Below are 20,734 nucleotides of genomic sequence, written 5' to 3'. Positions count from 1 at the left end.
ATTGAAGGGCAACGCATGTTGTACCGTACTCTCTACACTCTGTTGCTGATCATGTTCTTTCCTGTGATAGCCATCATGCTTTATCGCCCTCAGCCGGGTAAAGCTCACTTCGGTAAGCGCTGGAAAGAGCACTTTGGTTTTACACCACCTCTTGCCGATACCACATTGAAGCCAATTTGGTTACATGCAGTCTCTGTCGGTGAGGTGCTCGCCAGTATTCCTTTGATTGAAAAATTAAAAACAGCATACCCCACAATCCCAATTATACTCACCACCACTACCCGTACGGGTGCAGAGCAGGCTGAAAAACTCGGTGATAAGGTACATCACCGTTATATGCCACTGGATTATCCGTGGGCAATCCAGCGGTTTATACATCAACTCAATCCTCAGCTGTTGCTGATTATGGAAACCGAGCTGTGGCCGAATACACTGCACGCCGCAAAAAAAGCCAATATTCCGGTTTTGATCCTCAATGCGCGCCTTTCTGAACGCTCTTGTCAGCGTTATGGTCGTATCCCAGCACTCTTTGAGATGCTGAGCTCACCGATATCGCAGCTCGTTTGCCAGTATCAAGAGGATGCAGCGCGTTTTGCTCGTCTTGGGGTTGTCGCAAATAAGCTGAGTGTCAGTGGGTCGGTAAAGTTTGATCTGACTCTGCCAGAAAATATTGCACAAAATGCCGCCTCATTACGTGCTGAGTTCCCAACCAATGCACTGATTTGGATAGCGGCCAGTACCCACAAAGGGGAAGATGAACAAGTGTTAGATGCCTTTACGCGCATACGCCAAGCCGTGCCAGAAAGCCGTTTAATTCTAGTTCCCCGACATCCACAACGTTTTGACGATGTTGCCACACTTTGCCAACAGCGCGGGTGGCAGATTAGCCGCCGCAGCATGCAGACATCACCCGCCTCTACGGATATCTATTTAGGGGATACCATGGGGGAGCTGCTGATGCTACTTGCTGTTGCACAGATTGCCTTTATTGGTGGCAGTTTAGTGCCTGTTGGTGGGCATAATCTACTCGAACCGGCAGCAGTAGGCATTCCAAGCATTACTGGGCCGCACTACTTCAACTTTACCGATATTACCCAGCGCCTATTAGCCTGTGGCGCAACGCAGATCTGCCAAGACTCAAATAGCCTTGCCTCGGCGGTTATTCAGGCATTACAACAGCCCACATTGTGCCAACAACAGGGGCTGGCGGGCCAAAATCTGGTGATGGAAAATCGGGGCGCCGTCAATAACATGCTAAATACTGTTGAACATTACCTGAAGTGAGGTTTTGAAAGGTTAGCGTGGTAAATCGCTAACCTAAAACGCTAAACTAAACAGGCTCAGCCCTATTTTCAAGGTTATTACCTGAACCCTGATAGCCTGATAACAGTAGCTGCCAATCGGCTTCACTCCAGCAGATTTGGCAGCGCCGGGCTTCTTTATGTAACGAGCGCAGTAATCGTTCTAAATTACTGCGTTTCCACATATCACCAGAGCGCTGCTGGCACTTATCAAAATCAATTAACCAAGCTTGCTGCTCGGCATCAAGCAAAATGTTATGCGCGTTAAGATCAGTATGACAAACTCCTGCATCATGCATTTTACGGATAACAGCCCCCACATGCAGCCAGACTTCTGCGGGTAATGATGCCTCTTTAAGTACAGCCACCATATCGTGTGAACCGATAATTTTCTCAACCAGAATGTCGGCACGATAAAATAGCCCGCAGCGCTGAACACGCGCAGCAACAGGGCGCGGAACAGGAACACCTTGTTGGCGCAGCAACTGCAACAAATGAAACTCGGCGACACTGCGCGTATTTGCCAAACCGTTAAACCAATAGCGATCTTTTACCCATTTACCCCATAAACCACCGCGATAATAGTGCCTGAGCACCATCTCCATGTGCTGGCCAGCCACAAACCATGAGATCCCTCTTCCTTTTGCATGGCCGATGACTTTACCTTCTTGCTGCCAATATTCAGGATCACAACAGGTTAACGGTGGTTCAGCTAACCACTGCTCATCAAAAAGAAGGTATTGCTGTTCCTGTTTAAGCTCGGCCATAAAATTCCTGTGACACTCAGTTTGTTGACGGCAGACACCACTTACCGACGATATTTTACGCTATCTGCGGTTGTCGAGATAAATGGTTGCCGCGATAATAAGTGATTCATGATGAAATGAGAATGAAAGCCTATGTTTGGCCGGTCATCCGCTACACTGCCTTTTACTTCGCCGCCCCGCTCTTTGTGTATTTTGCGTCTATCCGCTATTGGTGATGTCTGTAATGCCATTGCCACCGTACAGGCACTGCAACGCCAGTGGCCCGAGACCAAAATAACCTGGATTGTAGGTAAAGCTGAAGCAGGGCTGCTGCAGGCAATTGGCGGTGTAGAAATACTGGTGCTGGATAAAAAACAGGGCTGGCGGGGCTACCGTGCACTCTATCGGGCACTGCGTGGGCGAGATTTTGATGCCTTGTTGCACATGCAAACCGCCCTACGCGCCAGTATTGCCAGCCTGCTGGTACGCGCACCGTTGCGTTTAGGGTTTGATGCCATTCGCAGTGCCGATAAACAACACTGGTTTATCAACCAAAGAGTTACCTCACCAGATTCACCCCATGTTCTTGATGGTTTTATGCAGTTTGCTGGAACATTGGGCGTTACCAACCTTACGCCACACTGGGAATTCACGCTATCCCCCACCGATATTCAATGGGCAAAAACGCAAAAAACCGCATCTCCGCTACTGGTTATTGCTCCTGCAAGCAGCAAAATATATAAAAACTGGACAGTGTCAGGATACACAGCGCTAGCAAAACATGCCCTACAACAGGGTTTTTCCGTTATTCTTGCGGGCGGACCAGGCAGTATAGACATGCAACTGGCCAGTGCTATTGAACAAGCTATGCCCACAAACAGCCTGCATAACTTAACAGGGAAAACAACACTGCTGCAGATGCTCGCGCTGTTACAACAGGCCGATATCGTCTGTTCACCTGACAGCGGCCCAGCTCATATGGCGGCCGCTATCGGAACGCCAGTACTCGGGTTATATGCACACCACAACCCCGCCCGAACCGGCCCCTATGGCTGGCAGCATGAAGTGGTTAGCCACTATGCAACCCACATCACGCAACAAAGCGGTAAAGCTCTGCATGAATTAGCGTGGCGAACGCGGTTAAAAGACCCTGATGCCATGACACTGCTATCCCCCGAACTGGTTATTACAGCCTTTGACCATATGGTCAGTACATACCTTCTATCGAGAAATACATAATGAGCCAGCATGCAACACTGAGTGTTATTTTGATTGTGAAAAACGAGGCTGAAAACTTAAGGCTCTGTTTGGAAAGTGTACGCGAGTTGGCTGATGAAATTATTGTACTCGACAGCGGAAGCCAAGACGGTACTGAAGATGTAGCACGCCACTTTACCGATAAATTTTATATCAATACACCGTGGCCGGGATTTGGCCGTCAGCGGCAAATTGCCCAAGCACATGCCACCTGTGACTATGTTTTGTGGTTAGATGCCGATGAGCGCATGACACCTGAGCTGCAAACCAATATTCAGCGTGTGCTACAACAGCCGATTGCGCCAAATACCTTGTACAAAATCTCGCGCCTTAGCTGGGTATTTGGGCGCTTTATCCGCCACTGCGGTTGGTATCCTGATCATGTTGTTCGGTTCTACCCGCGTACATTAACCACCTACAATGATGCCTTGGTACACGAAAAAGTCATACTACCAGCCGCTGCAAAAACGGTAGTTTTATCCGGTGATTTACTGCATTACACCTACCGAGACCTTGAACACTATCTGGTTAAATCCGCAGGTTATGCAAGCGCATGGTCAGAACAACGCCAGCGCGCAGGTAAGCAGGCCAGTATTACCTCTGGTCTGCTGCACGGTATCGGGTGTTTTTTGAAGATGTATCTCTTAAAAGCCGGTTTTCTAGATGGAAAGCAAGGGCTGCTGCTCTCACTGCTTTCTGCGCACTCTACGTTTGTAAAATACGCAGATTTATGGATTAAAACCCAAGCGAATTCATCCAAGTAATGGTTTTTTGAGCCGCATCACGGGTATTAATCAGCGCCATATTGTCTTGTGATGCCTCACCTTCTGGCGGAGAAAAGGCTAAATGCCGCCCGCCAGTATTGAGTGTTTGCCAGCGTAGTGGGGTTGCAGAGCGGCGGCTGGGGAAAAAACCCACCGTCGGCACATCTAGCGCTCCAGCAATGTGTAGCGGGCCAGTAGATCCGGCAATAAACACGTCAGCACAAGCCAATATATGCACAAACTGTTGTAAATCAGCATCACTATCAAGCAGCACCACATCACCCCCTTCACGTATAATCAGCTGCTCAAGCTCATCGGCAATATCGCGCTCGTTTGGCCCAGCAGTGAGTATCCATTGAATTTTATGTGCATTTTGTACTTCAAATGCAAAATCAGCATATTGCTGCAAACTCAAATTACGTGCAGACCCGCCACTTCCTGCATGAATAAAACCCCATTTTAATGCCGGATTCAGGCCAAAATGCTGAATTAATTGTTCACGCTGCTTGCTGACTTCCGCTGCAGATAAACGCAAATAAGGCGCGCTCGGCTCAACAATTTCCCGCTGCTGCGAACGTAAGAAATAACGGATGATATCCAGATTATAGGCATATTCGGGTTTTTCAGAGCGTGAGCGGCGCTGGCGGACACGGTGATTAAAAAATATCTGCGCCCATTTTGTCGCCGGTGCTAAACGGTAGGGAATACCGGCACGCCATAGCATCCACGCAATACGGCTGGTCGAATACAGGCAAATAGCGGCATCACACTGCGCTGTGCGGATAGCCTGCTGCAAGAGTGCTTGCTGGCTGGCATCGGCATGCTGACCGGGGTCAATCATCACCTGATCAATCCACGGGCACAGCGCCGCTAATGGTGCGGTATAATGAGGAACAAGAGCAATTATCTGTGCATCTGGGTGTGACGCTTTCAACATGGCAAAGCTCGGCCACGCCAGCATAAAATCACCAATTTTGTCATTCCGCACAACCAGAATGCGTTTCATTTTACTCTCTCATCTCAATAAACAGAGTGGGCATGATACAAAAAAGGCGGCCCTGATGCTGCACTCTTTCTGCATATTATGCTATGAATACCGGCTAACCGTTAATGATAACCCACCGTTTTGATATTTACAGGTACTCAACAGCATGGTTCGACGCATACTTTATCCCGGTACATTTGATCCGGTCACATACGGGCATCTTGATTTAATCCGCCGTGCCGCTGCATTATTTGATCGGGTTATTATTGCCGTTGCGGCCAATCCAACCAAAAAAGCACTGTTTGATTTATCTGAGCGCGTTGCACTACTCAAAGAGTGTACTCGTGAATTCAATAACGTCGACGTTATTGGTTTTAGCGGATTATTGGTTGATCTTGCACATCAACAACAGACGAATATTTTACTGCGCGGTGTTCGCGGCGTGAATGATTTCGACTATGAGCAGCAACTTGCCAATGTTAACCGCCGCTTGTCACCAAAATTAGAGACATTACTGCTTACCCCAACTGAACAGTGGGCCTGTATCTCTTCTACTATTGTGCGTGAAGTTTCCCTGCATGGGGGCGATGTATCAACCTTTGTACCGGCTTCGGTACTCACGGCATTGCAGCAAAAACACCCCCGCACAGCAGAGTAAAACCTATCTGCGGACGGACAATAGCGTGCTCATTATCCTACCAACCGTTGGCAATTCGGGCAGAAAAAACTGTTCCGCTGCCCGATACGCAGGCTCTCAATAGGGGTTGCACAGCGGTCGCACGGTTCACCGGCACGGCCATACACGTGCAGTGTCTGGGCAAAATAACCGGGCTTACCGTCAGGCTGGGTGAAATCACGCAACGTTGTGCCGCCCTGCTCAATGGCACGTGCCAAGATCTGTTTAATGCTGTCGGTCAGCTGTGTGCATTGGGCGTAAGTCAGCGTTCCGGCGGGTGTTAGCGGGTGAATCTCGCACTGAAACAGCACTTCATTGGCATAAATATTGCCGACCCCGACAACAAATTTATTCTCCATCAGCCATGCTTTAATCGCAGTTTTACGTTGCTGGCTACGGGCATAAAAATAGTCGGCGTTAAATGCGTCGGTCAGTGGCTCGGGGCCGAGCTGTGCCAATAACGGGTGCGTCTCTGCCGAGGCATGCCACAGCCAGCAACCAAAACGGCGCGGATCGTTATACCGTAATATTTTGCCATTGCTCAGCTGCATATCAATATGATCGTGCAAGGTGACAGGCACGCTGGCATCGACAATACGCAGGCTGCCCGACATCCCTAAATGAATCAGCAGCGTGCCAGTCTGGTGCCCGTTGTCGGCATCATCGCCCTTACCTGCCACATCAATGAGCAGGTATTTTGCCCGCCGTCTGACGGCGCGGACCACCACATTATGCAAGGTGATGATCTCCTGTGGGATAGGCCAGCGCAATGCCGGGCGGCGCACCGTCATGTTGGTAATGGTTTCGCCAAGTAAGTACGGCTCTATCCCCCGGCGGCTTGTTTCAACTTCTGGAAGCTCTGGCATGATATCCACCCGAGAAAAAATGTGCAGTTATCTTAGCAAACATAAGTCTCACTCAAAACCTAAACGCCGCGCATAAAAAAACCCAGCCAAGAGGCTGGGTTTTTAACAAGTTTACGTAGAAAGGAAAATTATTTAATTTTCGCTTCTTTGTACAGCACGTGCTGGCGAACAACTGGATCGAATTTCTTCAGTTCCAATTTTTCAGGCTTAGTGCGCTTGTTTTTAGTGGTTGTGTAATAGTGACCAGTGCCAGCAGAAGAAACCAGCTTGATCTTTTCACGAATACCTTTAGCCATGAGTCAGCTCCTTACACCTTCTCACCGCGGGCACGAAGTTCAGAAAGAACAACTTCGATACCCTTCTTGTCGATGATTCGCATACCCTTGGTGGTAACACGCAGGGATACGAAACGTTTCTCACCTTCTACCCAGAAGCGATGAGTGTGCAGGTTCGGCAGGAAGCGACGACGGGTCGCATTCATCGCATGAGAGCGGTTATTACCGACTGCCGGACGCTTGCCAGTTACTTGGCATACTCGGGACATGTCAATTCTCCAAAAATCAAATCAGCTCGAGCGTCGTTAGGTTAAGGCTACCTCGTCAGGTAACACGCCTTACCCGTGATTCTCAAAGGTCGGGGATTGTACAAGATATCTGGCGATTGCTCAAGAGGCAGTCACCTCTAGGATCAATTAAAGGATCTTAAATCGCAGGGGCTAGATAACTCGACAAATATCTAAAACCACCAACGGTGCTCCCACATTGCGGATAAATCTAGGCACTTGGCACTCAAGAGATAACAGCATGTGGAGTTGCGTTACTGGGGCTGGCCGTAAGGATACAGCTTTCACGCCGCAAGTTAAATTTAAAAACCACCAATTGCGCTAAATATGTGCAATTTTTAGTATCCCAAGGTGGAAATCTGCTCGCTTTAGGCCTAAATCCAGCCCCGTTCAGCAAAAGAGACGGTTTCACCTATCCCAACGACAATATGATCAAGCACCCGAATATCCACCAATCCGCACGCTTGTTGAATATTTTGGGTGATACTGCGGTCGGCACGGCTAGGCTCTGCGACACCAGAGGGGTGGTTATGCGATAAAATAAGGGCGGCGGCATTACAGGCCAGCGCAGTTTTGATTATTTCACGCGGGTGTACGGTAGCGCTGTTAAATGTGCCGGCAAACATCTCTTCTTGTTTGATAACGCGGTGTTGGTTATCCAAAAACAGCACTAAAAAAATCTCTCTTTCACGCGCACTCAGGCAGGTCTGCAAGTAGGCTTTGGTGGCATCAGCGCTGGTAAGTACGCTTTCGCGCTGTAAACGCTCAGCCAGATAACGGCGCGACATTTCAACACTGGCCTGTAACTGTACATATTTGGCTTCACCCAAACCGTGGTGCTGACAAAACTCATGTTGGCTGGCGGCCAGCAGCGCCCGCAAAGATCCAAATTCGGACAACAAGCGCTGCGCCAGTTCAATGGCATTACAGCCTTTAATGCCGGTGCGCAAAAATATCGCCAGTAACTCGGCATCGCTCAACCGCTGAGCGCCCTGCTGCAGTAATTTTTCACGCGGCCGTTCGGCAGCGGGCAGTGCTTTTATCGACATATCGGGCAGCTCTCCTTACTGTGCTCTGTATCCTGCAAAAAAGAATTTTTGTGATTTTTTATTGAGGGAAGATAAAAAAGGGCAATAGAAAAAACAGTTGTAAGAGAAGTTGCCGCCAGCGGCGATCACTGTGCCATTTTGCTGCGAAACTGGCCGCAACTTAATGATTCCCCCGCCACAATGCGCGCGGACGCAAGGTCAGTATTGGCCGGTTGATATAGCCTTGAACCGGCTAGGTAAAAACCTGAACCGCAGGTATGCACGCACCAACCGCACAGGCTGGCGCGATTGTGAAGGTAAAAAGCGGAAAAAGAGTGTGATAAAGTGTGCCGCATCTGTGTTTCTGCTGAAGAGCTGATTTCCTAAATGAATGAATTAGCCGGTAAACAAATCCTGCTCGGTATTAGTGGCGGGATAGCGGCCTATAAGTGCGTTGAGCTGGTACGCCGCCTACGTGAACAGGGGGCCGAAGTCAGAGTAGTGATGACGGCAGCAGCGAAAGCGTTTATCACGCCACTGACATTACAGGCAGTATCGGGCCACCCAGTGGCCGATGATCTGCTTGATCCGGCCGCAGAGTCATCAATGGGCCATATTCAGCTGGCAAAATGGGCTGATTTGGTGCTGCTTGCGCCGGCCACTGCCGATCTGCTGGCACGGATCACTGCGGGTATGGGCAATGATTTGCTGACCACGCTGTGCTTAGCAACGGCAGCGCCGGTGGCCGCCGCGCCGGCCATGAATCAGCAGATGTATCAGGCAGCAATTACGCAAGAAAATTTACAGCGGTTACAGCAGCGCGGTTATTTACTGTGGGGGCCTGCCGACGGGGCACAAGCTTGTGGAGATGTAGGGCCGGGAAGAATGCTTGAGCCTGCCGAGTTGTGCGAAAAAGTACAACAGTTTTTTAGGGAAACAACGACCACTCATACTGTGCAGGATATGCAAGGGCTGCGGGTGTTAATTACCGCGGGCCCAACGCGAGAAGCGCTTGACCCGGTGCGTTTTATCAGTAACCACAGTTCAGGGAAGATGGGCTACGCAATAGCGCAAGCCGCTGCTAAGCGCGGTGCGCTGGTCACTCTGGTAAGCGGGCCAGTTTCGCTATCAGCCCCCGATAATGTGACCTGTGTGGACGTTGAAACGGCGCTGCAAATGCAGGCAGCGGTGATGCAGCGCACGGCGGAGCACGATATTTTTATCGCCTGTGCGGCAGTAGCCGATTACCGCGCAGCAGAAATTGCACCGGAAAAAATCAAAAAAACAGCCGACGGCACGGATCATGCGATAATGCTGCACTTGGTAAAAAACCCCGACATTGTGGCGGGTGTTGCCGCTCTGACGGTTGCCCGACCTTTTGTGGTCGGGTTTGCAGCAGAAACCCAAGATGTGGAAAAATATGCCCGCGATAAGCTGACGCGGAAAAATCTGGATCTGATCTGCGCTAATAATGTTTCATCGCCAGAGCAGGGCTTTAATGCTGATCAGAATGCGTTGCATCTGTATTGGCCGCACGGAGATAAAGCGCTTCCGTGCTGCAATAAAGCGCTGTTGGGGCAACAGCTGATCGATGAAATCCTCTCTCTCTACTCATATAAGCAAGCGGCACTCTCTGATGAAAAAAATTGACCTAAAAATTCTCGACCCCCGTATTGGCCAGCAATTCCCGCTGCCAACCTATGCAACCGACGGGTCGGCCGGCCTTGATCTGCGTGCCTGTCTGGATGCGCCAATCACGCTGGAAGCCGGACAAACCGTACTGGTGCCAACCGGTTTGGCGATTCACATTGCTGATGCATCGCTGGCGGCGGTGATCCTGCCGCGCTCAGGGCTGGGGCACAAGCACGGTGTGGTGCTGGGCAACTTGGTCGGGCTGATTGATTCTGATTATCAGGGTGAGCTGAAAGTGTCTGTCTGGAACCGTGGCCACGAAACCTTCGTGATTGAACCGGGCGAGCGTATGGCACAAATGGTCTTTGTGCCTGTGGTGCAGGCGGCGTTTAATCTGGTAACTGAGTTTGATCAGAGCGAGCGTGGCGAAGGCGGTTTTGGTCATACTGGGCGTAAATAAGACTCAACAGCCTCAGAACCGCTCATTTCGGTAGGCGTTTGTGCGCCTACCGACTGCGTACAACGTTGGCGCGTTGATGTTAACTGCGGTTACAACGCAGTTTTTAGCCTTATAGGGAATCGTAGGTAATGGCAGGAAATAATAAGAAAAACCGTCGGGAAGAGATCCTGCAGGCGCTGGCGCAAATGCTGGAGTCGAGCGAAGGGTCTCAGCGGATCACCACCGCGCGTTTAGCTACCACGGTCGGCGTATCAGAAGCGGCGCTATACCGCCACTTTCCGAGCAAAGCCAAAATGTTCGAGGGGCTAATTGAGTTTATTGAAGACAGCCTGATGTCACGGATTAACCTGATTTTAACTGACGAGAAAGATACACTGCTGCGTCTGCGTTTAATCATTCAGCTACTGCTTGGTTTTGCGGAAAAAAACCCCGGCCTGACCCGTATTCTGACCGGCCATGCGCTGATGTTTGAACAAGATCGCCTACAAAGCCGCATCAACCAACTGTTTGAGCGCATTGAAGCGCAGCTGCGGCAGGTTATGCGTGAGCGTAAGTTGCGTGAAGGCAAGGGTTTCAGCCATGATGAGAGCCTGTTGGCGGTGCAACTGCTGGCATTTTGTGAAGGGCTGATGCTGCGCTTTGTGCGCTCTGAATTCCGTAATCTGCCGACCACAGATTTTGATGTGCGCTGGCAACTGCTGACTGCAGAGCTGTTTTAACACAACCGCACATACCACACCCTACCGCACCCGATCGGCCACCTCTGTGGCCTGATTCTGGTGAACTTACCGCTTGTCGCATTTGCTTACTGCCAGCCACGTTACGAAACACTTTGTGCTTCGCCAGCGGGCACAAAACCATCAATAATCTGACTGCGGGCCTACCGCATGCCGAACCTGTCGGCATGACGGCTGTGTACTTTCCTAAATACAGCCTCTTTCCCTTTATTGTGTTGATTGATCATCATGCCAAAACCGATCTTTTCTGCGGCCCTGCGCGGCGCAGGCCAAGTGTTTTTTTGTGACAACCCTCTGACTGGCAGCTTTTTTCTGCTGGCTATTTTTTATGCCGCCGCCAGCAGCGGGCAAGCCTATACCGCCATCGGCGCGGTAGTTGGGTTGGTCATTGCCACATTTTCCGCCAAGCTATTGCGCTTAAAAACAGCCGATATTGATCAGGGTCTGCACGGGTTTAACGGTATTTTGGTCGGGATCACGGTGACCACCTTTTTTATTCCCTCCCCACTGATGTGGGTATTGCTGATTTTAGGCGCAATACTCTGCCCGATTGTGGAGTGTGCGATTGCTGAATCAATGACCCGCAGCTGGGGCGTGCCAGGTTCAACCGCACCCTTTGTGCTGATTAGCTGGATGCTGTTGTTGGCTGGCTATAATTTATCGGGCGTGCATTTGCATGTGCTTGATGCCGCCATTATCCCTAGCTCGCACGGGGCGGTCAGTTTATGGATGCTGTTTCAGGCCAGTATTCGTAATATTGCACAGGTGTTTTTACTGAACAATACCACCAGTGGGCTGCTGATTTTGGCGGGGCTTGCGGTACATTCGCGGGCGATGGCGCTGACTACTCTTGGCGGGGCATTGTTAGCCACCACACTGGCGCAGCTGTTTGGGGCAGATACCTACTCTATTCTGACCGGTTTATACGGTTTTTCACCGGTATTGAGTGCGCTGGCGATCGGGCGAGTATTTTATTCCCCCACACATTCGCGTATCTGGCTGGCTATGCTAGCCACCTTTGTGACAGTTATTGTACAGGCGGCACTCAACCGCCTGTTTACCCCGCTAGGCTTGCCGACATTAACGGCGGCTTATCTGCTCACTTTGGGGATTTTTATGCTGGCGCGGCCAGCACTGCAGATCATTAACACCACTAAAGCCTAATTAAACGCCGAACTCAGCACGGTATGCCTGAACGGCGGCTAGATGCTCGGCCAGTTCAGGCTGGCTGCTTACCTGCTGTTGCAGGTAAGTGATCAGATCATGCAGATTGATGATAGAGATCACCTGACAGCCGTAATCACGCTCAACTTCCTGAATCGCCGACAACTCACCGTTACCGCGCTCCATGCGGTTAAGTGCAATCATCACCCCAGCCAGCGTAGCCTGTTGTGCGGCGATAATCTCCATCGATTCACGGATTGCCGTGCCGGCGGTGATCACATCATCAACCAGCATCACCCGGCCCTGCAACGGGCTGCCGACCAAGTTTCCGCCCTCACCGTGCGTTTTGGCCTCTTTACGGTTAAAGCAGTACGGCACATCACAGTCATGGTGCTCTGCCAGCGCAACCGCCGCAGTGGTGGCAATCGGAATGCCCTTATATGCAGGGCCAAACAGCAGATCAAACTCTACACCTGAATCAACCAAGGCGGCAGCATAAAAGCGCCCCAACAACGCCAAATCACGGCCGGTATTAAACAGGCCGGCGTTAAAAAAGTAGGGGCTGCGCCGCCCAGATTTTAAGGTGAACTCACCGAATTTGAGGACCTGCTTGCTCAAGGCAAATTCAATAAACTCTCGCTGATATGCTTTCATCTGCTGTATCCGTTCTAAAATGATCAACCACCAAAACACCTCTGTCAGCCTGCCCGCAATTTCATGCCATAGCGTTATATACTGACAGGGGATATAAAAAAAGCGGCTTCAATGCCGCTTTCACTCATCCGTTTTGCAATGCCGCTTGCTGCGCCGCGAGGATCTCATCGATACCGCCACGTGCCAGAGCCAACAAGCTCAATAACTCTTCATGCGAGAATGGCTCACCTTCGGCTGTGCCCTGCACTTCAATCATGCGGCCATCTTCCATCATCACCACATTCATATCGGTTTCAGCAGCGGAGTCTTCCACATACTCTAAATCGCACAGCGCTTCGCCATTCACAATGCCGACTGACACCGCCGCCACACGCCCTTTCATCGGGTTCACTTTCAGTGTGCCTTTGGCCATCAGCGCATTGATAGCATCCATCAGCGCCACACACGCGCCCGAAATAGACGCGGTACGCGTGCCGCCATCAGCCTGAATCACATCGCAATCAAGAATGATGGTGAATTCGCCCAGCACTTTTAGATCAACCGCTGCACGCAGTGCACGAGCAATCAGGCGTTGGATCTCCATCGTCCGGCCACTTTGTTTGCCTTTGGCCGCTTCACGCTGGTTACGGGTATGCGTTGAGCGCGGCAGCATGCCATATTCTGCGGTGATCCAGCCCTGACCTTTACCTTTCAAAAAGCGCGGTACGCCCTCTTCAATGGTGGCAGTACACAGCACCTTGGTATCGCCAAACGCAACCAACACAGAACCTTCTGCATGTTTAGTGTAATTACGGGTCATCGTAATGGGGCGAACTTGCGAAGCTAATCGGTTTGCGGGGCGCATAACGTTCTCCTGGATCGGGATTAAGGCACGGTTTACGGGAACAATTGACCGCGCATTATACGGATTTCACCGGACAATTCCTAATTCCAACCCGAGATTGCACTGACTAGAGACACTCAGCTGCGTTATAATCGTCTCACATTAATACTCATTACGAGACGCACGCGCATGATCCGTAGTATGACAGCTTTCGCCCGCCAAGAAATTAAGGGCGATTGGGGCACCGCCGCTTGGGAAATCCGTTCAGTTAACCAACGTTATCTCGAGACTTACCTGCGCTTACCCGAGCAGTTCCGCTCACTTGAGCCGGTACTGCGTGAGCGTATTCGTCACCGTTTAACCCGCGGTAAAGTTGAATGCGCGCTGCGTTTTGAAGCCAACCCAACGGCACAAAGTACGCTGAGTGTGAATGAAGATCTGGCGCGCCAGTTGTTAGCTGCGGCTCAGTGGGTAAAACAGACCAGCGGCGAAGGCGAGATTAACCCGCTGGAAGTGCTACGCTGGCCGGGGGTGATTGCCGCCGCCGAGCAAGACTTAGATGCTATCTCTACAGAGTTGATGCAGGGCTTTGAGCTGGCGATGAACGAGTTTGTGGCCGCCCGTGAACGCGAAGGTGCTGCACTGAAAGTGCTGATTGAACAGCGTTTGCAGGGCGTGCAGGAGCAAGCTGAAAAAGTAAAACTTCACATGCCAGAGATTTTACAGTGGCAGCGCGACAAGCTGATCGCCAAAATGGAAGAGGCACAGGTGCAAGTTGACAGCAACCGCCTTGAACAAGAGCTGGTCTTGCTGGCACAGCGTTTAGACGTGGCCGAAGAGCTCGATCGTCTGGGCGCGCACGTCAAAGAGACACACGCCATTTTGAAAAAGAACGAAGCCGTTGGCCGCCGTTTAGATTTTATGATGCAAGAGTTTAACCGTGAAGCAAACACGCTAGCATCAAAATCAATCAATGCAGAGGTCACCGCCAGCGGTATTGAACTGAAAGTGCTGATTGAACAAATGCGTGAGCAGATTCAGAATATTGAATGATGTTTTACACGGTTTAGTACTGCTTTAAACTTATTGAAAATCCTCACATTTGTGGGGATTTTTGTTTTATGTGGTTCGGTGGCTGTTGCTATAGTTTGGTGATAAATGGTGACTAACGTGGTGACTAGGCCTCTGCATAATCCTCTAAACAGTCTTACTTTAAAAACCACACAACCCCCTACCCACGCAGAGTTTTGCTCATTTTTTAGCACATATCACTGTATACGCAACTTTTGCAGGTTGATCTGCACTGTTTACGCAAACTCTTGCTGAAAAAAGCCACATGAGCAAGCCATACAAATCATAACAACCTGATTTATAAAGAAATTACAGGTTGGCATCAAAGTTGCCCTCTCTTGTTGGAATGAACCCCTTTTATAACAGGAGAACCACCCATGCCAACCCCATGTTATATCTCTATCGATGGAAAAACGCAGGGCAACATCACCGCCGGTGCTTTTACGGCTGACTCGGTCGGTAATATTTTCGTGCAAGGGCACGAAGACGAAATGCTGGTACAAGAGTTCAAACACATTGTTACTGTGCCGACAGATCCACAATCAGGCCAGCCGGCAGGGCAACGTGTCCACAAACCATTTCAGTTCACCGTGGCGCTCAATAAAGCCGTTCCGCTGATGTATAACGCGCTGGCATCAGGCGAAATGCTGCCGAAAGTGACCTTAAAATGGTATCGCACCTCGGTAGAAGGCAAGCAAGAACATTTCTTCTCTACTTTGCTGACTGATGCCACCATCGTTGATATTGACTGCCAGATGCCGCACTGCCAAGACCCAATTAAGTCTGATTTTACCCAGCTGATTCAGGTCTCAATGGCCTACCGTAAAATTGACTGGGAACATACCGTAGCCGGAACATCCGGTGCTGATGACTGGCGTGCACCTATCGAAGCCTAATCACATCCATTCAACACCGTGGCTCTCATCCCCCAGCATATAGGGATATGTTGCCTCAGAAATGCGTTATTACGGGCAACCGCTATCGGTTGTCACAACATCGCTTCGGCCGCTGCTGGCGACTGGAGCTTTTTACGTTGCGATGTAACGGCACGGCCGGAAGTATGGCAAAGCATCATCAAGGAGAGATGAATGGCTAATCAAACGGGGCTACAGTTTACCCTGACTGTTGGCGCACTGCCGGAAAGCACATTTGCAGTGGCCGAGTTTTCACTGCATGAAGCGCTGAGTAGCCTATTTATACTCAATCTTGAGCTGGCAAGTTTACAGCCCGATATTGATTTTGCAGCAGTACTCGAAAAGCCCTGTGAGCTGCTGATTTGGTTTAATGGTGCTCTGCAACGCCGTATCAGTGGCATTGCCAACCAATTCTCACAAGGGGAAACCGGCTTTCGGCGTACCCGTTACTCGCTGCAAGTACAACCTGCACTGTGGCGGCTCTCTTTACGCCACAATGCCCGGATTTTTCAGCAGCAAACGCCACAGCAGATTATCAGCATTTTGCTGCAAGAAGCTGGGATTACTGATTATGCCTTTGCGCTAAAAGATCAGCATGCACAGCGAGAGTACTGTGTACAGTATCGTGAGAGTGACCTTGCTTTTATTCAGCGTCTGGCTGCCGAAGAGGGCATCTTCTATTATCACGAATTTGAAAAAAATACACACCGCGTTGTATTTTCTGACAATACAACGGCGTTACAACAAGGGCCGGATCTGTTTTTTAATCCTGCTAATCAAAGCCTACAGCATGGCCCTTTTGTTCGCCGTTTTAGCTATGCCGAAAGTGTTCGTACTGCCGACGTTACACTGAAAGATTACAGTTTTAAAACACCGAATTACGCTCTATCACACAGCAAACAAAGCCCAATATTGCAACATCAGCGCGATAACTATTCGAACAATAACTATCCAAACAATAACTATCAGCATTTTGATTTTCCGGGTCGATTTAAACAAAACCCAAGCGGCCAAGCCTTCACCGCCTATCGTCTTGATGCATTGCGTGCTGATGCAGCAACCGCTGAAGGTCAGGCCAATGCGCCTGAGTTAATGCCGGGGCTGATATTTACCTTAAGCGAACACCCAAGCCGTAACCTAAATACTGATTGGCAAGTGGTGCGCATTACCCATACCGGTAAACAGCCGCAAGCGTTAGAAGAGGAAGGCGGCAGCGGCCCAACGGTGTATTACAACACCTTTCATGTGATAAAAGCGCAAACACCGTGGCGCGCATTAATGCCGTATAAACCGAAAGTCGATGGCCCACAAATTGCCACCGTTGTCGGGCCACAAGGGGAAGAGATTTACTGCGATGAGCACGGGCGGGTAAAACTGCAATTCCCGTGGGATAGATACGGCGCAAGCAATGATCAAAGTTCATGCTGGATACGGGTATCACAAGGCTGGGCTGGCGGACAATACGGCATGATCACCGTTCCGCGGGTGGGCCATGAGGTTATTGTCAGTTTTCTGGAAGGTGACCCCGACCAGCCTGTGGTCACCGGGCGCACTTATCACGCCACCAACCGCCCGCCTTATGATCTGCCTGCCCACAAAACCCGAACAGTGCTGCGCACGGAAACCCATCAGGGGCAAGGCTTTAATGAGCTGCGTTTTGACGATCAGGCCGGCCAAGAGGAGATTTACCTTCACGGGCAAAAAGATCTGAACTTACTGATCCAGCACGATGCTGCATGGCACATCAAACACGATCAACACACTGATATTGATAACTCGCGATTCACCCGTATCAAAGCCAGTGATCATCTGACCATTAACAGTGAAAAACGTGAGCACATCAAGGCTGATTATTCACTGACGGTGGATAAAACAATGCATCAGAAACTCGGGCAATCACTGCTGATGCAGGCCGGACACGAAGTGCACATTAAATCCGGTGCCAAAATCGTGCTGGAAGCCGGTTCAGAGATCACCGTCAAAGTCGGCGGAAGTTTTGTCAAAATTGATGCCGAGGGTGTCACCATTAGCGGTCCAACCATCAAGATGAACTCCGGCGGCCATGCCGGTGTGGGTTCTGGTTGGTCTGGCCAAATGCCGACACTACCCGGCAACGTGGCCATGCCAACATTACCTCCTGCCACTATCCCAGCACCGGCGATGCAAAAGAGCATGGAGTCAATCGCTCCACTGGTTAAACCATGCTCACAAGCTCCTAAAAGGAGTAAAGCATGACTGTTGATACTTTTGATTCATGGCGCAATCTGCTACAAGGCAAGTTATTTGCAATTATTGATGCCACACTTGATACCACGGCTATCGCACGTTTTTACGATACCGGCGGGGAAGATGCCTACCCGCTGTTCGCCACCACCGAGTTTGCTGATCACGCAGAGCAAGGCCCTTGGCTGTTACCCTTTCCCTCTGCCGATTTTGTTGATAACGCTTTGCCGCTCAGTGGTTTTTATGTCACCAGCAATGCAACGGTAGAAACGGTATGTCAGCACTGGCAAAGTCTGATTGAAGTCGCCCGAGACGGTGAGGTGATGTGGCTACGTTATGCCGACCCACGGCTCTTTCCAAAAACGGTAACACTAACAGACCGCCCTATACTGGTACGAGGGTTTGCAGTTGGGCCTGTAACTGTCAAGTTAGAGACGCAATCATGGCTAAAAGCTGCACAATCGCGCGAAATATTAAAAGAAGGACAAACCAGCCAAGTTCCTGCCTACACTAACCGATTATCAGGGTACACCGGCATCAAGCGCGAGCATTGTAAAGTTACCACAGGCGATCTCTGCCTTTCTCAACCTGAACAAGCGCTACCTAAAGGGCACAACGCCGGAGAAGCTCAAGTACCCCGTTTTATCACTAATAACTCTTATGTCATTGAGGTAAAAGGCTATCAGCTGGGTACTCTGCGTATTGGGGTATTTTTTGATGGAACGGGGAATAATACCTTTATGCATTTAGTGGGAAAAACCTCAATAGAGGCATTTCTTGCTCAATGTGATAATCAGCAAGAACAGGATAAATTGATTGAGCAATGTCTCAACGGGGAATTACCAAAAACATTAAACAATAGCGAGAAAAATGATATCACCAACATTGGCAAAGCCTATGACTTATATCGATTGCCAACAGAAAATGAACTGATAACTAAAGTATATGTTGATGGAATTGGCACTACACGCGGGCAAGAGGACACAACTATAGGGTTAGGATTTGATAAAGGAGATACGTCTAGTGAGGCTCGTGTAGAGGAGGTGTGTAAATTCCGTATTGTTGAGGCACTCCAAGAGCAACTGAATGATTTATTGCCAAGTATTGAGTATATTCAGAAGATCGAGTTTGATGTCTTTGGCTTTAGCCGAGGGGCTTCTGCCGCTCGCCAGTTTATCAATCGTATAGATCAAAAAGCGGATCATCCTCTGGTGACAGCAATAGCCAATGATCCTTCTATCCGGCTCAAAACTGATTTTAACTGGGCCAGTCACACCGATGTGCGTTTTCAGTTTATCGGCCTGCTTGATACTGTAGTCAGCTCCAAAGTATGGGGTAAGCGTAATGTGACTCTGACATCCAATTGTGCTGAGCGGGTAGTACATATTATCGCTGCCGATGAATGGCGTAAACATTTTGCTCTGACCCGAATCAAAGATAATAATATCGATCTTCCCGCCAATTTTACCGAAGTGATTATTCCTGGTGCTCACTCCGATATTGGTGGTGGTTACTACAGCCGCTGGAGCCTACGCGACCCTAACTATGCGTCACCCGTGATTACCGAAAATACCGTGATCGCCACTTTTCGCTCCGATGAGTCGATTCACAGCAAAATATCTCATTCGCAAGCATATAGTGCTGCCACAACCTATGCTCTAATGCGCGCAGAACAGGGATGGGCTAAGGGCATCAAGTTACTCCAAACGCATAATAATCCTACAGTATCTGGATATCTAAATGTACGTCCTCGTCGTCTTTCCACCATAGGTAAAGATGCATCAGAGCAGAAAATGACAGTGGATGTAGTGCTGCATCGGGTTGTTGAGGGCCAGTATTCACGCATACCGCTACACATGATGGTAGAAGCTGCACGGGATATGGGAGTGCCATTTATTGAATGGGATTCAAGTCGGCGAGATTTAATGTTCAATAGCGCCATTTCCTATCCCGAGGTAGATCTCGCTGCACTCGACAAGCAGTGGGTACATGCAGCAAAACGCCGTAAGGAAGTCGTTAATCTTGCTCAAACCCTACCTTCTAATCTGTATCAAAAACTACGGTTAGCTTATTTGCACTATAGCGCCGATACCGGGTTAGTTAATACACCCAACACCGTGGACGGTAAAGAGGTGCGCCAGTTCACAAGCAATCAACAAGGAGGTTATTAATGCACAGGCTTCTTTTATTGCTGTTATTACCTGTAATAACAGCATGTCAATCATCCCCTCAGACAATAGATTGGCGCTATACCGTAGGCTCAAATGCTGATGAAATTTGGCATACCAAAGCTTGTTTCTATCGCGAAAGTAGGCCAATACATAGTTCATCTAATGGCTCGACCGGTTTTGTCGGGCCTAATGCTTTAAAAACAAAAGACTATCGTTGGCGTCTAGGTGCTGGACGAGGGTTATACAATCATCCCATACCTGATCAAGTCGAAATTGAATGGATTTCATTTCATGACAAGAAGCGCTATAGCATTACGCTAGATCTACCCAAAAACTTAGCCACTCAAATGACTCAGCACTATCGTTTAAAAGTGGGTAATCAATGGCGAGAAGAGCCGCGTCGAACGATCGGCCTAGGTTTAGCTACCGGAGGGTATGTAGAGGTTTTACTCAGAGATGCCTATGTCAAACCAGATATCCTATTAGCCAGAGGGTTGGCAAAAGAAGTCATGGATGATCCCTTTGATCAACGATTTCCACTCTCCAGCCAATTTAAAAATGCTTGGGCCAGATACGACAAAGATTACAACGAAATCTATCGCCAACACCCCATCCCACTCGGTATGCAATGGGCCCCTATCATGGATGCCTATCGTGCCAAGCAGCCCAGAACTGACCAAGAGCCGATTAGATGATACTT

General features: G+C 49.7%; 21 protein-coding genes. 13 read left to right on the top strand and 8 right to left on the bottom strand.

Annotated elements, in window-relative coordinates:
- Positions 1-15: 15 nt before the first annotated feature.
- Positions 16-1,284: a lipid IV(A) 3-deoxy-D-manno-octulosonic acid transferase gene (waaA, locus tag AC1HDJ_RS03320; RefSeq protein ID WP_479533358.1), complete on the top strand. Its 1,269-nt coding sequence runs from the start codon at positions 16-18 to the stop codon at positions 1,282-1,284.
- 46 nt (positions 1,285-1,330) lie between these two features.
- Here waaA and AC1HDJ_RS03315 read toward each other — a convergent pair whose 3' ends face one another.
- Positions 1,331-2,068, bottom strand: coding sequence for a 3-deoxy-D-manno-octulosonic acid kinase (locus AC1HDJ_RS03315; protein WP_479533356.1), 738 nt, complete (start codon positions 2,066-2,068; stop codon positions 1,331-1,333).
- A 132-nt stretch (positions 2,069-2,200) separates the two neighbouring features.
- Here AC1HDJ_RS03315 and AC1HDJ_RS03310 point away from each other — a divergent pair, with 132 nt between their 5' ends.
- Both AC1HDJ_RS03310 and AC1HDJ_RS03305 read left to right on the top strand, forming a co-directional pair.
- Positions 2,201-3,286, top strand: a complete 1,086-nt coding sequence (locus tag AC1HDJ_RS03310; RefSeq protein WP_479533354.1) for a glycosyltransferase family 9 protein — start codon at positions 2,201-2,203, stop codon at positions 3,284-3,286.
- Positions 3,286-4,068 carry a glycosyltransferase family 2 protein gene (locus tag AC1HDJ_RS03305; protein ID WP_479533352.1) on the top strand — a complete coding sequence of 261 codons (783 nt, stop codon included), beginning with the start codon at positions 3,286-3,288 and terminating at the stop codon, positions 4,066-4,068. Before AC1HDJ_RS03310 ends, AC1HDJ_RS03305 begins: the two co-directional genes overlap by 1 nt.
- On the opposite strand, the gene AC1HDJ_RS03300 is transcribed toward AC1HDJ_RS03305, so the two are convergent.
- Positions 4,040-5,074 carry a glycosyltransferase family 9 protein gene (locus AC1HDJ_RS03300; RefSeq protein WP_479533350.1) on the bottom strand — a complete coding sequence of 345 codons (1,035 nt, stop codon included), beginning with the start codon at positions 5,072-5,074 and terminating at the stop codon, positions 4,040-4,042. The genes AC1HDJ_RS03305 and AC1HDJ_RS03300 overlap by 29 nt on opposite strands.
- Before the next feature lie 145 nt (positions 5,075-5,219).
- Between AC1HDJ_RS03300 and coaD the strand changes: the two genes are divergently transcribed.
- Complete coding sequence (gene coaD, locus AC1HDJ_RS03295; protein ID WP_479533348.1) at positions 5,220-5,711, top strand: pantetheine-phosphate adenylyltransferase; 492 nt, start codon at positions 5,220-5,222, stop codon at positions 5,709-5,711.
- Positions 5,712-5,743: 32 nt separating this feature from the next.
- Here the strand turns inward: coaD and mutM are convergent, their stop codons facing one another.
- The 4 genes from mutM to radC form a co-directional block, all read right to left on the bottom strand.
- Positions 5,744-6,595, bottom strand: a complete 852-nt coding sequence (mutM, locus tag AC1HDJ_RS03290) for a bifunctional DNA-formamidopyrimidine glycosylase/DNA-(apurinic or apyrimidinic site) lyase (protein WP_479533346.1) — start codon at positions 6,593-6,595, stop codon at positions 5,744-5,746.
- A 128-nt stretch (positions 6,596-6,723) separates the two neighbouring features.
- Positions 6,724-6,891, bottom strand: coding sequence for a 50S ribosomal protein L33 (gene rpmG, locus AC1HDJ_RS03285; RefSeq protein ID WP_029093261.1), 168 nt, complete (start codon positions 6,889-6,891; stop codon positions 6,724-6,726).
- An 11-nt stretch (positions 6,892-6,902) separates the two neighbouring features.
- On the bottom strand, positions 6,903-7,139 hold the full coding sequence (gene rpmB / locus AC1HDJ_RS03280; RefSeq protein WP_479533343.1) for a 50S ribosomal protein L28: 237 nt from the start codon (positions 7,137-7,139) through the stop codon (positions 6,903-6,905).
- A 392-nt stretch (positions 7,140-7,531) separates the two neighbouring features.
- Entirely contained in the window at positions 7,532-8,206 is a 675-nt protein-coding gene (gene radC / locus AC1HDJ_RS03275) for a RadC family protein (RefSeq protein WP_479533341.1), read from the bottom strand.
- 366 nt (positions 8,207-8,572) lie between these two features.
- Between radC and coaBC the strand changes: the two genes are divergently transcribed.
- From coaBC to AC1HDJ_RS03255, 4 genes are all read left to right on the top strand, one after another.
- Positions 8,573-9,835, top strand: a complete 1,263-nt coding sequence (coaBC, locus tag AC1HDJ_RS03270; RefSeq protein WP_479533339.1) for a bifunctional phosphopantothenoylcysteine decarboxylase/phosphopantothenate--cysteine ligase CoaBC — start codon at positions 8,573-8,575, stop codon at positions 9,833-9,835.
- Positions 9,819-10,277 carry a dUTP diphosphatase gene (gene dut / locus AC1HDJ_RS03265; protein WP_479536980.1) on the top strand — a complete coding sequence of 153 codons (459 nt, stop codon included), beginning with the start codon at positions 9,819-9,821 and terminating at the stop codon, positions 10,275-10,277. Before coaBC ends, dut begins: the two co-directional genes overlap by 17 nt.
- A gap of 128 nt (positions 10,278-10,405) precedes the next feature.
- Entirely contained in the window at positions 10,406-10,996 is a 591-nt protein-coding gene (gene slmA, locus AC1HDJ_RS03260; RefSeq protein ID WP_438622672.1) for a nucleoid occlusion factor SlmA, read from the top strand.
- Between the two features lie 246 nt (positions 10,997-11,242).
- Positions 11,243-12,178 carry an urea transporter gene (locus AC1HDJ_RS03255; RefSeq protein WP_479533337.1) on the top strand — a complete coding sequence of 312 codons (936 nt, stop codon included), beginning with the start codon at positions 11,243-11,245 and terminating at the stop codon, positions 12,176-12,178.
- Here the strand turns inward: AC1HDJ_RS03255 and pyrE are convergent, their stop codons facing one another.
- Both pyrE and rph read right to left on the bottom strand, forming a co-directional pair.
- Positions 12,179-12,832, bottom strand: coding sequence for an orotate phosphoribosyltransferase (pyrE, locus tag AC1HDJ_RS03250; protein ID WP_479533335.1), 654 nt, complete (start codon positions 12,830-12,832; stop codon positions 12,179-12,181).
- Positions 12,833-12,956: 124 nt separating this feature from the next.
- The gene (gene rph, locus AC1HDJ_RS03245; protein ID WP_438643697.1) at positions 12,957-13,676 is read right to left on the bottom strand and encodes a ribonuclease PH; all 720 of its coding nucleotides are present in this window, start codon (positions 13,674-13,676) and stop codon (positions 12,957-12,959) included.
- A gap of 168 nt (positions 13,677-13,844) precedes the next feature.
- Here rph and AC1HDJ_RS03240 point away from each other — a divergent pair, with 168 nt between their 5' ends.
- The 5 genes from AC1HDJ_RS03240 to AC1HDJ_RS03220 all read left to right on the top strand — a co-directional run bounded on the left by AC1HDJ_RS03240 (position 13,845) and on the right by AC1HDJ_RS03220 (position 20,729).
- On the top strand, positions 13,845-14,708 hold the full coding sequence (locus AC1HDJ_RS03240) for a YicC/YloC family endoribonuclease (RefSeq protein ID WP_479533333.1): 864 nt from the start codon (positions 13,845-13,847) through the stop codon (positions 14,706-14,708).
- Between the two features lie 395 nt (positions 14,709-15,103).
- The gene (gene hcp1 / locus AC1HDJ_RS03235) at positions 15,104-15,622 is read left to right on the top strand and encodes a type VI secretion system effector Hcp1 (protein WP_438622667.1); all 519 of its coding nucleotides are present in this window, start codon (positions 15,104-15,106) and stop codon (positions 15,620-15,622) included.
- Positions 15,623-15,814: 192 nt separating this feature from the next.
- Complete coding sequence (locus tag AC1HDJ_RS03230) at positions 15,815-17,875, top strand: type VI secretion system Vgr family protein (RefSeq protein ID WP_479533330.1); 2,061 nt, start codon at positions 15,815-15,817, stop codon at positions 17,873-17,875.
- A complete protein-coding gene (locus tag AC1HDJ_RS03225; RefSeq protein ID WP_479533328.1) occupies positions 17,872-20,034 on the top strand; it encodes a DUF4123 domain-containing protein in 2,163 nt (720 codons plus the stop codon). Before AC1HDJ_RS03230 ends, AC1HDJ_RS03225 begins: the two co-directional genes overlap by 4 nt.
- Positions 20,034-20,729 (top strand): DUF2931 family protein, encoded by a 696-nt coding sequence (locus tag AC1HDJ_RS03220; RefSeq protein ID WP_479533326.1) that lies wholly within the window; start codon positions 20,034-20,036, stop codon positions 20,727-20,729. Before AC1HDJ_RS03225 ends, AC1HDJ_RS03220 begins: the two co-directional genes overlap by 1 nt.
- Positions 20,730-20,734: the final 5 nt, after the last annotated feature.

This window comes from Plesiomonas sp. ISS29, assembly GCF_056522795.1.
Note: the sequence above shows the minus strand (reverse complement) of the source record. Positions and strands in the feature narration are given on the sequence as shown.